Here is a 14,441-nt window from a genome sequence, read left to right as displayed (position 1 = left end):
CGTTTTTGTTTTCACCGTGTCCAAATGTCCTGCCTATTGCTTCGGAGGCATAGGGCGCAGCGGCATTGACTGCACTTTGTAACCCGCTGGCTCGGTAACGTTAAATAAAGGCCATCTGAAACGGGTTCACGGTTTTCAGACCGCTCTTAGCTCAAACCTTGAGAAGCGCATACATGCGTTCCGCACATATGCTACTTGTTGAGTTTAGATTTCATATGGGCGATGGTTTGCTGATTGGACTGAAATAAATTTGAATAACTCAACTATTATATTTCTATAATATTGCAAAGAAATTTCCTTCAACTTAAAAGACCCTTCATGCAGAGAATAAAACAGCCTAAATTTATCCTCTACAATCTCACACATCATTCTTAAACCATAATCCCCCAGCTCCGAAAGATAACAATACATGATATTTTCTTCACTTTCCTCTTCTTTTTCAAAATCAATATCATGCAATGAAAAATTACTTCCAGGAAACTTTTTACGTAACGCCTTATCTAAATTATCTTTTAAAGTCATTATTTCACTGTTTAACGTTAACACGGCCCCCTCCCCTGGATATGCTTTATCATCAATCCAGAATACAAGGGGACCCATGCAATAATCTCCATCTCTAATTAATATGTCTGTTTGTACGAAAAAATCTAGTTTATTTCCAAAAATCATTTTAAAACCTTTTCTTTCCAACCTAAATTTCTTAAATCAAACTTAACCTTATTGTTTAGTTTTAATGGATTATTGGCATCACCTGTACTTCCATTCCAGTGCCATTGATTATTAGGATCCCCTGAAAATCGATGAATATTTCCATATTCGTCTTTTGAAAATCGAACTGTTGGAGATGATGGTATTGGTTTAGACTTTATAAATAAGTCAAGTGAATTCTTCGGTTCTTTTCCGGCTTTTGGATTCCAACCTGAGCCACCTGGAGTGTGTTTTGAGTTCGATTTATAAGTAACAACTTTATTATCAAACTTAATTTCTACAGTTTCAGGTACAGGTACAGAAGACCTACCCACCTGCCCTTTAGATGCTCCCAAATCATTCTTTTGATGACTCTTCGACGCCAATGCCGTATCCGGAATCCTGTCCCCCTTCGCAACATTGCCGTTTGCAGGGATACGGATATTCCCCGCACCTGCCAATAAGGGATCGCTGCCGGTAACGGTCGGCTTGATAGTTTTCAGGTTACGGATGCCTGCACGAACCGCTGCATTTACCCTCGGGTTCGTTATGGCCAATCCCGTCGTTAGGATGTCGGCAACGTTCAGTGCAAGCTCTTCGTTTTTCCGCTCTTCCTGCCTGATTTTGGTGTCTTTTGTCCCGCTGTGCAGCCAGCTCAGGGTGCGGTATTCGGGTTTGTCCTGTCGGCGGTATTCCTCAAACAGTTTCGGATCATTATAGGCTTGCGGATTTCTTGCGCCGTAGTCGCGGTAGTCCCAAGTATAACCCAAGGCTTTGTCTTCGCCTTTCATTCCGATAAGGGATATGACGCTTTGGTCGGTATAGTCGTCTTGGGAGTCTTTGTCCACCCAGCGCAGTATTTGCCTGCGGATTCTCATTTCCGCTTCTTGGTTGCTGATTTTTCTGCCTTCGCGTTTTTCAACTTCGCGCTTGAGGGCTTCGGCATATTTGCCGAACTACGGTTGATTGGACAGTTTCAATTTATAAGGTGATGTAGGTTGCTTTTGTCTGATTACTGTGGCGATTTGTTAAAAGAAAGGCCGTCTGAAAACGTATTTTTGTTGTTTCAGACGGCCTTTTGGCTTAAACCCTGAGAACCGCATGCGTGCGCGTTCTGCACACATGCTACTTGTTGAGTTTAGATTTCATATGGGCCACGGCTTGCTTTCCAAATATGCTTTTATTTCATACATTAGATCATTTATATTAGGGGAAACTACATTTCCTGTTTTTCCTATTACAAGTAGACAATTATATTTTATTGCCCAATCAATGGTTTTCTGAATAAATTTAGTATAATCAAATCTTAAATCAAGTTCACACTCTATATCATCTGGCCAAACGGTAAGACTATTACCAAAATTATCACAAAACATGATTGCGTCTTTATCCCAAGACTCTTTCAATTTAAGCTGTTTTTTTGCTTCATTTATTATTGATAATAATATAACATCATTATCGATAAAGTAATTTTCAAAACTTTTATTCTCATTAAAATTCTGAAAATTATTAGATCGATACTCATCAAGTATAATATCTTTATTTGCATTAAATTTATTTCTGATAGCGGCTGATGGTATGAGGTAGTACCGATAATTCCAAATTGCCATTTTTTATTTACTCCTATATTTATTATCTAATGAAACCAATTCCCGGCTTTCAGACGGCTTTTTGTCAAATATTATCGGCAGCGGCTCAATGCCAACTTTAAACCTGCTCCGATTTCTTCAGGGCTGTTATCCAATGATAAAATTACATCCTCTGCATCAATGGCATCCCACGCTTCCAGCTTGACATGGCGGCTCGGGCTGATTTTCAGGCAGCCGTTGTGCAGCCAAATATCCACGCTCATCATGTTTTTAAATAGGGCGCGTTTGGTTTTATAGCCCAAGTTCCCGCATAGCTTGGCAACCCAATCCTCATAACGTGGTTTAAAACTTTCCTGTTTTAAAAAATCAATACGTTCAGCTTCGTTGTCTAACGTCCTGCTGTTTGCCAACGCTTGCAAGACCGTCGTGCCTAAAATTTCATTGTTGGTATCCAATGGCAGGATATGGGGGGGATATAGGTGGTCTGGAGCATATCGCCCAAATCCTGACCATGTTTGAATAATCAAGGCTCTTTCATTTGCCTTATAGCCAGCCCAATAATCTTGTTCTTGATTGAAAGTCATTTATTCGATCTCCGTAATTTTGACTGTAATGTTTTGACTTTTGCCATACTCTACCACACATTGCAACTGCAATCTTTGCTCCTTTACAGCCCCAAAAGTTTTTATATAAATAAATTGCCCTCTCCATTCTTTTAACCCTGAAACACAAATGCCGTCTGAAATTTTCAGACGGCATTTGTTGCTTTATATTCATTCTGCCTGCTTAGGCGAATTGCCGCGTAAACCCGACAAATTCCTCTTTTTTCGCCTTCGCCCTGCCTGAATCAATGGCTTCCCGTGCGGCAGATATGCCGTCTGAAAGCGAAGCCGCGATATTTCCGGCATATAGGGCGGCGGCGGTATTAAGCAATACGATATCGCGTGCCGCCCCTTCTCTTCCTTCCAGCACCTCGTTCATTTTCAACAAAGATTCCCGAGTATCGGCAACTTTGATTTCATCCAAATTGCGGCGGGTTTCGATACCGAAATCTTCGGGGTGGATGTCGTATTCGCTGATTTTTCCGTCTTTGAGTTCGGCAACGCGCGTTTTGCCCGTCAGTGTAATTTCATCCAAACCGCCCTCCCCGCAAACAACCAAAACGTGTTTGGAACCAAGTTGTTGCAAGACCCGCGACAAAATGCCGCACAAATCGGTATGGAACACGCCCAAAAGTTGGTTTGGCGCGCCCGCAGGATTGGTCAATGGGCCCAATATATTGAAAATACTTCGGAAACCGAGCGAACGTCGTACCGGGGCGACATAGCGCATGGCACTGTGGTGATTGGGTGCGAACATAAACCCTATACCGGTCTGGCTGATACTTTGGGCAATCTGTTCGGGAGTCAGGTTGAGGTTTGCGCCCATTTGCTCCATCACGTCAGCCGCACCGCTGGAGGAAGAGACCGACCGGCCTCCGTGTTTGGCAACCTTTGCGCCTGCCGCTGCGGCAACAAACATCGAAGTCGTCGAAATATTGAAGGTTTTGGCACCATCCCCTCCCGTACCGACGATATCAACCAGCCCCTCTACATTCTCCAGCGGCACTTTTGTCGCAAACTCGCGCATGACGGCTGCAGCCGCGGTAATTTCGGAAACGGTTTCAACCTTGATACGCAATCCTGTCAAAATGGCCGCTATCTGCTCCGGCGGAACCTGTCCGCTCATAATCTGACGCATCAAGTCGGTCATTTCATCGTAAAACAACTCATTATTGCTGATTAATCGTTCGATGGCCTGTTGCGGTGTAATCATTTTTTTGTCCTTAATTTACATTCAAACAGAAAACGGCAAAAATGCCGTCTGAAGCCTTCAGACGGCATCACGTCAGATTTTTTGCGGTTTGAAGTTTTGAAATTCGATTAAAAAATTGTTTAACATATCATATCCGTGTTCGGTCAAGAGGGCTTCGGGGTGGAACTGCACGCCCTCGACGGCATATTCCTTATGGCGCACGCCCATAATCTCGCCGTCGTCAGTCCAAGCCGTGATTTCCAAACAATCGGACAAATTATCCCGATCGATAACGAGGCTGTGATAACGCGTACAGGTAACCGGATTGGTCAAACCTTTAAACATACCCTTGCCCGAATGGGACACGGGCGACACCTTGCCGTGCATCAGCGTTTTGGCGCGGACTATCCTGCCGCCGAACGCCTCGCCTATCGTCTGATGCCCGAGGCAGACGCCCATAATCGGCAGCCTGCCGGCAAAATGGCGCATCGCCGCCACGGAAATCCCCGCTTCTTTGGGCGAACACGGACCAGGACCGATAACGAGATATTGCGGATTCAATGCCTCGATTTCCTCCAACGTAATATCATCGTTGCGGCGCACGGCGACTTCCTGCCCCAATTCTGCGAAATACTGGACGATGTTGTAAGTAAAACTGTCGTAATTGTCGATAAACAAAAGCATTTTGTGATTAACCTATTGATTTATAATTTGTTTATTATTAACTGCATTTCCAATACCCTCATCCATACCCCCTTATATCTTAGCGTGCCCGATGCGCCCTCGTGAATCTGGCGCAGAGCCTCGCGTTCTGACGAGTACGCCATTTTGCCACCTTTTCGATCGTTCGGGAACGTACCGTTTTTATGCACTCATAAATTTTGGTTATCCGATAGCCAAATATAGCGGCGTTCGTGTTCACATCATTAACTTCCCTAAAATTAGGGTTAATACAAATTAACGCCATTAAATATCACAACCGTGTCATTTGAAAAACTTTTGCCTATGCCCTCTGAGTGTTCTCAAAATCTTATGATATAAAGAATGTAATGTTATATAATAACAAACTTTTGAAATGCGAAGAGAAGCCAAAATGGCACAAACCACACTCAAACCCATTGTTTTATCAATTCTTTTAATCAACACACCCCTCCTTGCCCAAGCGCATGAAACTGAACAATCGGTGGATTTGGAAACGGTCAGCGTCGTCGGCAAAAGTCGTCCGCGCGCCACTTCGGGGCTGCTGCACACTTCAACCGCCTCCGATAAAATTATCTCTGGCGACACCTTGCGCCAAAAAGCCGTCAACTTGGGCGATGCTTTAGACGGCGTACCGGGCATTCATGCCTCGCAATACGGCGGCGGCGCATCCGCTCCCGTCATTCGCGGTCAAACAGGCAGACGGATTAAAGTTTTGAACCATCACGGCGAAACGGGCGACATGGCGGACTTCTCTCCCGACCATGCAATCATGGTGGACAGCGCCTTGTCGCAACAGGTTGAAATCCTGCGCGGGCCGGTTACGCTTTTATATAGTTCGGGTAATGTGGCCGGTTTGGTCGATGTTGCCGATGGCAAAATCCCCGAAAAAATGCCTGAAAACGGCGTATCGGGCGAACTCGGATTGCGTTTGAGCAGCGGTAATTTGGAAAAACTCACGTCCGGCGACATCAATATCGGTTTGGGCAAAAACTTTGTATTGCATACCGAAGGCTTGTACCGCAAATCGGGTGATTACGCCGTACCGCGCTATCAAAAAGAAGAAGGCCGTCTGAAACGACTGCCCGACAGCCATGCTGATTCCAAAACAGGCACTATCGGCCTGTCTTGGGTTGGCGAAAAAGGCTTTATCGGCGTGGCGTACAGCGACCGTCGCGACCAATACGGCCTGCCTGCCCACAGCCACGAATACGATGATTGCCACGCCGACATCATTTGGCAAAAAAGTTTGATTAACAAAGGCTATTTGCGGCTTTATCCGCACTTGTTGACCGAAGAAGACATCGATTACGACAATCCGGGCTTGAGCTGCGGTTCTCACGACGGCGACGGTGCACACGCACACACCCACAACGGCAGACCGTGGATAGACCTGCGCAACAAACGCTACGAACTCCGTGCCGAATGGAAGCAGCCGCTCCCCGGTTTTGAAGCCCTGCGCGTGCACCTGAACCGCAACGACTACCACCACGACGAAAAAGCAGGCGATGCAGTAGAAAACTTCTTCAACAACAAAACACACAACGCCCGCATCGAGTTGCGCCACCAACCCATAGGCCGTCTGAAAGGCAGCTGGGGCGTGCAATATTTACAACAAAAATCCAGTGCTTTATCTGCCACATCCAAAGCGATCAAACAACCGATGCTGCTTGACAATAAAGTGCAACATTACGGCTTTTTCGGTGTAGAACAGGCAAACTGGGACAACTTCACGCTTGAAGGCGGCGTACGCGTGGAAAAACAAAAAGCCTCCATCCAGTACGACAAAGCATTGATTGATCGAGAAAACTACTACAACCACCCCCTGCCCGACCTCGGCGCACACCGCCAAACCGCCCGCTCATTCGCACTTTCGGGCAACTGGTATTTCACGCCGCACCACAAACTCAGCCTGACCGCCTCCCATCAGGAACGCCTGCCCTCAACGCAAGAGCTGTACGCACACGGCAAACACGTTGCCACCAACACTTTTGAAGTCGGCAACAAACACCTCAACAAAGAGCGTTCCAACAATATCGAGATCGCGCTGGGCTACGAAGGCGACCGCTGGCAATACAATCTGGCGCTCTACCACAACCGCTTCGGCAACTACATCTACGCTCAAACCTTAAACGACGGACGCGGCCCCAAATCCATTGAAGACGACAGCGAAATGAAGCTCGTACGCTACAACCAATCCGGTGCGGACTTCTACGGCGCAGAAGGCGAAATCTACTTCAAACCGACACCGCGCTACCGCATCGGTGTTTCCGGCGACTATGTACGAGGCCGTCTGAAAAACCTGCCATCCCTACCTGGCAGGGAAGATGCCTACGGCAACCGTCCTTTCATCGCACAGGACAACCAAAACGCGCCCCGCGTTCCGGCTGCGCGCCTCGGCTTCCACCTGAAAGCCTCGCTGACCGACCGCATCGATGCCAATTTGGACTACTACCGCGTGTTCGCCCAAAACAAACTCGCCCGCTACGAAACGCACACGCCCGGACACCATATGCTCAACCTTGGTGCAAACTACCGCCGCAATACGCGCTATGGCGAGTGGAATTGGTACGTCAAAGCCGACAACCTGCTCAACCAATCCGTTTACGCCCACAGCAGCTTTCTCTCTGATACACCGCAAATGGGCCGCAGCTTTACCGGCGGCGTGAACGTGAAGTTTTAAAATCGGACAGGCAAACAAAAAAAGGTTTTCAGACGGCATTCTGAAAACCTTTTTTTAATCAATTTGTTAGGAAATATGGCAAAGACAAAGAACAAACCACTATGCCATCATTCCCATTTTCTTTGTTTCATCATTCTTGCTTTCACGCCGTCATTCTCGCAAAAGCAGAAAAATCAAAAGCAAAAACCCAAGATCCCGTCATTCCCACGCAGGCGGGAATCCAATTCATTCGGTTTCAGCCGTTTCCGATAAATCGCCTTAGCATTTGGGTTCTAGATTCCCACTTTCGTGGGAATGACGGCGTAAAGGTTTCTGTTTTTTAAGTGTTAGGTAACTAATAAGTCGTCATTCCCGCGCAGGCGGGAATCCAATTCGTTCGGTTTCAGCCGTTTCCGATAAATCACTGTAACGTTAAGTTCCCGGATTCCCACTTTTCGTGGGAATGGCGGTGTAAAGGTTTCTGTTTTTTAAGTTTTAGGTAACTAATGAGTCGTCATTCCCGCGCAGGCGGGAATCCAATTCGTTCGGTTTCTGTTATTTCTGATAAATCACCGTAACGTTAAGTTTCCAGATTCCCATTTTCGTGAACATAACGGTGTGAACATTAGCAAAAATTCAAAAAACCAAACTTCCTCATTCGTGTGAATGATGGTACTGATATTTTCTATTTCGGTTCGCAAAATTAATCTTTCAACACATCTTGCACAGCCGCTTGAATCTTGGCAGCAGCAGCTTCAATTTGCTGCTGTTCGGCAGATGGGTTTGCCGCTGTTTCAACCGGAGCAGTTTGTAAAGCAGGCTCAGATTCAGTTTGCGGCGCAGTCAGCGGTAAACGCGCTAATACAGTGCTGACGCCGTTTACTTTATCGCCAATCGCCACTTGCGCCTGCGCGTCAACCGGCAGATACATATCCACGCGCGAACCGAAGCGGATAAAGCCGTAGCGTTCGCCACGGGACAGTTTCGCACCTGCCTGGGTGTAGCACAAAATACGGCGCGCCACCAAACCGGCCACTTGAACAAAAGTAATTTCACGACCAGAAGCCGTCGTCGCCAAAACCGCGTTGCGTTCGTTTTCCGTGCTGGCTTTGTCCAAATCCGCATTTACGAATTTGCCTTTGTTATAGACCACTTCCGTTACCGTACAATCGGCAGGCGATTTTTGCGAATGCACGTTGAACACGTTCATAAAAATACTGATTTTCAAAGCATCGACATCACGATACGGATCGCGTGCGCGCTCGACCACCACAATGCGGCCGTCAACAGGGCTCAACACCGCTTCAGGATTTTGCGGAATCTCACGCGCAGGGTCGCGGAAAAACTGCAATGCAAATACGGTAAACACCCAAAACGGCAAAGACCACCAGCCGCAGCACATCGACACCAGCAGGCTCAAAGCCAAACCGCCGCCGATAATCGGCCAGCCCTCACGGGCGATAATCGGGTGGGGGTAAAGACGGTTCATTTGTCATCCTTCTATTCAAGCGGGTTAAAATTGCCGCCATTATAACGGAATCCGCCGCATTCCGCCGACAAATGCCGTCTGAACGCGGCTTCAGACAGCATCCGAGAAAGTGCTACAATATCGGTTTTCCTTTATTTTTCAGGCGGCATCCATTATGTGCAACCATCATCCCCGACATTCGCACGACAACGACACCATCCGCATACGCGGCGCACGCACGCATAATTTGAAAAACATCGATTTGGACATTCCGCGCCACAAGCTCGTGGTCATAACAGGATTGTCAGGCAGCGGCAAATCATCGCTGGCATTTGACACGCTGTATGCCGAAGGGCAGCGGCGTTATGTCGAGAGCCTTTCCGCCTATGCCCGTCAATTTTTACAGATGATGGACAAACCCGATGTCGATTTGATCGAAGGCCTCTCGCCCGCGATTTCCATCGAGCAAAAATCCACCAGCCACAATCCGCGTTCCACCGTCGGCACGGTAACTGAAATCCACGATTACCTGCGCCTTTTGTACGCCCGCGTCGGCACGCCGTATTGCCCCGAACACAATCTGCCGCTATCCAGCCAGACCGTGTCGCAGATGGTTGATGCCGTGTTGAAGCTGCCGGAAGACACGCGCGTGATGATTCTGGCGCCGGCGGTACGCGAGCGTAAAGGTGAGTTTGTCGATTTCTTTGCCGACTTGCAGGCGCAGGGCTTTGCACGGGTGCGAGTGGACGGCGAGGTCTATCAGCTTGACGAAGTGCCGAAGCTGGAAAAAAACATCAAGCACAATATCGATGTCGTCATCGACCGCGTGAAAGTAAAAGCTGACATCAAGCAACGGCTGGCAGAAAGTTTTGAAACCGCTCTGCGCCACGGCAACGAACGCGCACTGGCGATAGAGATGGACAGCGGCGAAGAGCATTGGTTTTCCGCGCGTTTCGCCTGCCCCGTATGTTCATACAGCCTGCCCGAGTTAGAGCCGCGCCTGTTTTCCTTCAACAACCCTATGGGCTCCTGCCCGACTTGCGACGGCTTGGGTAATACCAACTTCTTCGATCCCGAAAAAGTGGTCGCCCATCCCGAATTATCCTTAGCCGCAGGCGCAATTGACGGCTGGGATAAGCGCAACCAATTCTATTTCCAAATGATTCAATCGCTGGCGCGGCATTACGGTTTCGATGTGCAGACTGCTTGGGAAACGCTACCTGAAAAAGTCAAAAAAGTCGTGCTGCACGGCTCGGGCAAAGAAGTCATTGATTTCACTTACCTGTCCGAACGCGGCACCACCTTCAACCGCAGCCACGCCTTCGAAGGCATCATCCCCAATCTCGAACGCCGCTACCGCGAAACCGACAGCGAAACCGTGCGCGAAAAACTGCGCGAATACCAAAACCACCGTGCCTGCCCGAGCTGTGGCGGCGCACGTTTGCGCAAAGAAGCCCGCTACGTTTACGTCAGCGGCGAACCGCTGCACGAAGTTTCCGCCTGGCCGTTGACCAAAACCCACCAATTCTTTGAAACGCTGGATTTGGACGGCAACAAAAAACAAATCGCCGAAAAAATCCTCAAAGAAATCACCGAGCGGCTCGGCTTCCTGATTAACGTCGGGCTGGATTACCTGAATCTCTCCCGCTCCGCCGAAACCCTATCCGGCGGCGAAGCCCAGCGCATCCGCCTTGCCAGCCAAATCGGCAGCGGCCTGACCGGCGTGATGTACGTTTTGGACGAACCCTCCATCGGCCTGCACCAACGCGACAACGACCGCCTGCTCGCCACGCTCAAACGCCTGCGCGATTTGGGCAACAGCGTAATTGTGGTCGAACACGACGAAGACGCCATCCGCGAAGCCGATTTCGTGGTCGATATGGGCCCCGGCGCGGGCGAACACGGCGGCAACGTACTGATTGCCGACACCCCCGAAAACGTTGCTAAATGCGAAAACTCCGTTACCGGACAATACCTCAGCGGCAAAAAATCCATTGCCGTGCCGTCTGAACGCACGCCCGTCAATCCCGACCGAATGCTCGTCCTCAAAGGCGCGCGCGGCAACAACCTCAAAAACGTTACCCTTGAGCTGCCGCTCGGTTTGATTACCTGCATCACCGGCGTATCCGGCAGCGGCAAATCCACCCTGATTAACGACACCCTCGCCAAAATCACCGCCCGCGAACTCAACCGCGCCCAAGAAGAACCCGCCCCATACGACGACATCCACGGTCTCGAACACCTCGACAAAGTCATCAACGTCGACCAATCCCCCATCGGCCGCACCCCGCGCTCCAACCCCGCCACCTACACCAGCCTGTTCACCCCCATCCGCGAACTCTTCGCCGGCGTCCCCCTCTCGCGCGAACGCGGCTACAACGTCGGCCGATTCTCCTTCAACGTCAAAGGCGGCCGCTGCGAAGCCTGCCAAGGCGACGGTGTCATCAAAGTCGAAATGCACTTCCTGCCCGACGTGTACGTCCCCTGCGAAGTCTGCCACGGCAAACGCTACAACCGCGAAACGCTCGAAATCCAATACAAAGGCAAAAACATCAGCCAAGTCCTCGACATGACCGTCGAAGAAGCCCGCGAATTTTTCGACGCCGTCCCCACCGTATCGCGCAAACTGCAAACCCTCATGGACGTAGGCCTCGGCTACATCCGCCTCGGCCAATCCGCCACCACCCTCTCCGGCGGCGAAGCCCAGCGCGTCAAACTCGCCCTCGAACTCTCCAAACGCGACACCGGCAGAACACTCTACATCCTCGACGAACCCACCACCGGCCTGCACTTCGCCGACATCGCTCTATTGCTGGAAGTGATAGGCCGTCTGAAAGGCAAAGGCAACTCGATAGTGATTATCGAGCATAATTTGGATGTGATTAAAACGGCGGATTGGATTGTGGATTTAGGGCCGGAAGGGGGTGACGGCGGGGGCAGGATTATTGCTTCAGGTAGCCCTGAGCAGGTGGCGAAGGTTAAGGGGAGTTATACTGGGAAATACCTGAAACCCATGTTGAAATAGTCAAATTTTGGAGAACGGAAATGACTTTGTATCAGAGTCTGCAAAACGCAAAAAGTGAAGAAGATGTCAAAGATGCCTACATTGCCGCGCTGAAGCTCAAAAAAGTAACCAAAGGTCTGATTGACATTCAAACTGAAGAAATATGGTTTGAAGCCAAACATAAGCCCACCGATGTGTACACAATGTTTACACAACTGTTGTATTACGTCTGCCATGCCTACAATAAAGGTAATCATCTAGAATCCCTATTTTTGCCTCCTTTGCTTTGCGTCATCGACAACGAAAAAGCCGCACTGATGTCCACTGAACGCATCACACCGATTTTCAAAGACAAAAAAATCGCATGGGGTAAATCCGCTAGCCAAGTCAGCCGCGAACTCATCGCCCAAGTCTCGCCGTATATCAACGACCACTTTATCGTTTACCACATTGCTGAGAGTGAAGCCGAATTTATCCAAGCCGTCAAAGACAGCATCAAAAACGGCGGCATTGTCCGAACACAAATCACTCCCGACAATTTGAAAAAAGTTTTCGACAGTTGGGTAGAAATGGTCGGAAGGGAATTGAAAGACCTATCCAACCCAGCCGATTATGCCCTTCTGTTTTACGCCGACATCATGCACGATGGCAAGAAAGCCGTTATTGGCAGGGAATTGGATACCAGACTGGTCATTATCGATGAAAAGCCTGCCTTTTATTTGCGTGGAGAACTGTTGGAGCTTGCCAGCATCAAAGGCTACCGCGAGTTTTGGAATATTTACCACCGTCCGCCCGCCGAAGAACACCGCAACTATCTGATGGAACGGCGCGACCAACTTATCCCACTGGACGAGCGACAATTCAAAGGCGCGTATTACACACCGCTCAAAGTAGTTGAAAAAGCATATGAATTATTAAGCGATACACTGGGTAAAAACTGGCAGAAAAACTACATCGTATGGGATATGTGCTGCGGCGTAGGCAACCTCGAAACCAAACACGGCAACCGGCGCAACGTGTTCATGTCCACACTCGACCAAGCCGACATTAACGTCATGCAGACAAGTGGACAGTTTCCCGCCGCTACCCGCTTCCAATACGACTATCTCAACGACGATATTGCCGAAGATGGCAGCATTGATTACAGCCTGACAGGCAAAATTCCGTCTGAACTGCGCGAAATCATCCAAACGGCAAAAGCTGACAAGAAGAAAAAGATTCTGGTACTGATTAATCCGCCTTATGGTGAAGCGGCAAGTGCGGATACAGTAAGCGGATCGTCAAAAAATAAAACTGGTATTTCTCAAAACAAAATTGCTAAAACCTTACCTGATCTGGGCTACGCCACACGCGAACTGTTCGTACAGTTTTTATTGCGTATCCAATGTGAACTACCGAATGCCGTCATCGCCATATTCAGCACATTGAAATATATTTCCGCACCGAATTTTGAGCCGTTCCGCGAAATTTGGCAGCCGAAATTCCTAAACGGGTTTGTAGTCCACAGCAAAAGTTTTGACGGACTGAAAGGCGATTTCCCCATCGGTTTTTTGATTTGGGACTTGTCCAAAAAAGGTAAGGAAACCGTTTTCAAGCTACCTGCATTTGATAAAAAATGCGAAGCCTTCGGCGAAAAAAAATTTTATATTGAAACAGAACAGCCGTCTTTAAACGAATGGATAGAACGCGCTAAACCTAATGATATGGACGCATTGCCGCTGAAAAATGCTTTGTCCCCGCCCGAAAAAAACACAGGCGATATTCGTGGCAGAAAATGGGCGGATAATGCAATCGGCGGCATGATGTGCAAGGGTAATGATTTTCAAAATGCAGGAAAATCAACTGCCTTGTTTTCATCCGGTTATTGCAGCGCAGGTGGTTTTTTAGTAACAAAGGACAATTTGAAAAAAGCTGCTGTTGTATTTACCGCCCGCCGTATCATCAAACCCACATGGCTCAACGACCGTGACCAATTCTTGCAGCCGTCTGAAAAACTGCCCGAAAGTTTCTACACCGATTGTTTGCTGTATATGCTCTTTTCCAACAGTAACCTCACCGCCGGCACAGCAAAAGACACACTGGAATGGAACGGTAAGAAATGGCAGCTGACCAACCATTTTATCCCCGATACCGAAGAACAGGTAGGTGCAAAAAACAAATTCTACTCCCACTTTATGTCCGACTATTTGGAAAACAAAAAACTTTCCAAAGAAGCTAAAGCCGTTTACAACGAAGGGCTGAAACTGTGGGAAGCATTTTACACCGCAGATATTGAGCGCAAAATCCGCGATGAATATCTACTGGACAATGCCGATGCAGGTTGGTATCAGATCCGAAACGCATTGAAAAAAGCTTCTCCTCAAACAGATTTCTCTAAATTCGAAGAAGCATATACCAAGCTTGCCAACAAACTCGAACCACTGGTTTACAAATATGTTTTTTTGAAAGAATAGCAAGTCGTAGCCTGCATACCCGACCCACCGCGTGCGTGGCTGTGCCACACGCCCTACCTGTGAATTACACGGAACTTCAAAGCCA

9 protein-coding genes and 1 pseudogene are annotated in these 14,441 nt (G+C 48.5%); 3 read left to right on the top strand and 7 right to left on the bottom strand.

From position 1 onward, the window contains the following. Positions 1-204: 204 nt before the first annotated feature. The 6 genes and pseudogenes from Q3O12_RS06835 to Q3O12_RS06810 all read right to left on the bottom strand — a co-directional run bounded on the left by Q3O12_RS06835 (position 205) and on the right by Q3O12_RS06810 (position 4,754). The gene (locus tag Q3O12_RS06835) at positions 205-690 is read right to left on the bottom strand and encodes an immunity 42 family protein (RefSeq protein ID WP_239991679.1); all 486 of its coding nucleotides are present in this window, start codon (positions 688-690) and stop codon (positions 205-207) included. Then, positions 666-1,637: pseudogene (locus Q3O12_RS06830) on the bottom strand (two-partner secretion domain-containing protein); the annotation flags it as partial. The gene Q3O12_RS06835 and the pseudogene Q3O12_RS06830, both read right to left, overlap by 25 nt. Positions 1,638-1,832: 195 nt before the next feature. Then, complete coding sequence (locus tag Q3O12_RS06825; protein WP_301669818.1) at positions 1,833-2,297, bottom strand: hypothetical protein; 465 nt, start codon at positions 2,295-2,297, stop codon at positions 1,833-1,835. Positions 2,298-2,368: 71 nt separating this feature from the next. Beyond that, positions 2,369-2,860 carry a contact-dependent growth inhibition system immunity protein gene (locus Q3O12_RS06820; protein ID WP_301669817.1) on the bottom strand — a complete coding sequence of 164 codons (492 nt, stop codon included), beginning with the start codon at positions 2,858-2,860 and terminating at the stop codon, positions 2,369-2,371. A 202-nt stretch (positions 2,861-3,062) separates the two neighbouring features. Then, the gene (gene trpD / locus Q3O12_RS06815) at positions 3,063-4,091 is read right to left on the bottom strand and encodes an anthranilate phosphoribosyltransferase (RefSeq protein WP_301669816.1); all 1,029 of its coding nucleotides are present in this window, start codon (positions 4,089-4,091) and stop codon (positions 3,063-3,065) included. 72 nt (positions 4,092-4,163) lie between these two features. Next, positions 4,164-4,754, bottom strand: coding sequence for an aminodeoxychorismate/anthranilate synthase component II (locus tag Q3O12_RS06810; protein WP_301669815.1), 591 nt, complete (start codon positions 4,752-4,754; stop codon positions 4,164-4,166). A gap of 409 nt (positions 4,755-5,163) precedes the next feature. Here Q3O12_RS06810 and znuD point away from each other — a divergent pair, with 409 nt between their 5' ends. Then, positions 5,164-7,452, top strand: a complete 2,289-nt coding sequence (gene znuD, locus Q3O12_RS06805) for a TonB-dependent zinc receptor ZnuD (RefSeq protein WP_301669814.1) — start codon at positions 5,164-5,166, stop codon at positions 7,450-7,452. Between the two features lie 682 nt (positions 7,453-8,134). Here znuD and Q3O12_RS06800 read toward each other — a convergent pair. Beyond that, the gene (locus Q3O12_RS06800; RefSeq protein ID WP_301669813.1) at positions 8,135-8,920 is read right to left on the bottom strand and encodes a phosphatidylserine decarboxylase; all 786 of its coding nucleotides are present in this window, start codon (positions 8,918-8,920) and stop codon (positions 8,135-8,137) included. Between the two features lie 154 nt (positions 8,921-9,074). Here Q3O12_RS06800 and uvrA point away from each other — a divergent pair, with 154 nt between their 5' ends. Both uvrA and Q3O12_RS06790 read left to right on the top strand, forming a co-directional pair. Further along, the gene (gene uvrA / locus Q3O12_RS06795) at positions 9,075-11,924 is read left to right on the top strand and encodes an excinuclease ABC subunit UvrA (protein WP_301669812.1); all 2,850 of its coding nucleotides are present in this window, start codon (positions 9,075-9,077) and stop codon (positions 11,922-11,924) included. A 20-nt stretch (positions 11,925-11,944) separates the two neighbouring features. Further along, positions 11,945-14,356: a hypothetical protein gene (locus tag Q3O12_RS06790; protein ID WP_301669811.1), complete on the top strand. Its 2,412-nt coding sequence runs from the start codon at positions 11,945-11,947 to the stop codon at positions 14,354-14,356. The last annotated feature ends 85 nt before the right edge of the window (positions 14,357-14,441 follow it).

Origin of the sequence: Neisseria benedictiae, from assembly GCF_958267435.1 — a bacterium.
In the GTDB taxonomy this organism is placed as follows: Bacteria; Pseudomonadota; Gammaproteobacteria; order Burkholderiales; family Neisseriaceae; genus Neisseria; species Neisseria bergeri.
This window is presented reverse-complemented; position numbering and strand designations above follow the sequence as displayed.

What these genes read in the sequence shown, in the direction of transcription:
- Q3O12_RS06825 (WP_301669818.1), bottom strand. Translation starts at nt 2,297, where the DNA reads ATGGCAATTTGGAATTATCGGTACTACCTCATACCATCAGCCGCTATC.
- Q3O12_RS06820 (WP_301669817.1), bottom strand. Translation starts at nt 2,860, where the DNA reads ATGACTTTCAATCAAGAACAAGATTATTGGGCTGGCTATAAGGCAAAT.
- trpD (WP_301669816.1), bottom strand. Translation starts at nt 4,091, where the DNA reads ATGATTACACCGCAACAGGCCATCGAACGATTAATCAGCAATAATGAG.
- Q3O12_RS06810 (WP_301669815.1), bottom strand. Translation starts at nt 4,754, where the DNA reads ATGCTTTTGTTTATCGACAATTACGACAGTTTTACTTACAACATCGTC.
- znuD (WP_301669814.1), top strand. Translation starts at nt 5,164, where the DNA reads ATGGCACAAACCACACTCAAACCCATTGTTTTATCAATTCTTTTAATC.
- Q3O12_RS06800 (WP_301669813.1), bottom strand. Translation starts at nt 8,920, where the DNA reads ATGAACCGTCTTTACCCCCACCCGATTATCGCCCGTGAGGGCTGGCCG.
- uvrA (WP_301669812.1), top strand. Translation starts at nt 9,075, where the DNA reads ATGTGCAACCATCATCCCCGACATTCGCACGACAACGACACCATCCGC.
- Q3O12_RS06790 (WP_301669811.1), top strand. Translation starts at nt 11,945, where the DNA reads ATGACTTTGTATCAGAGTCTGCAAAACGCAAAAAGTGAAGAAGATGTC.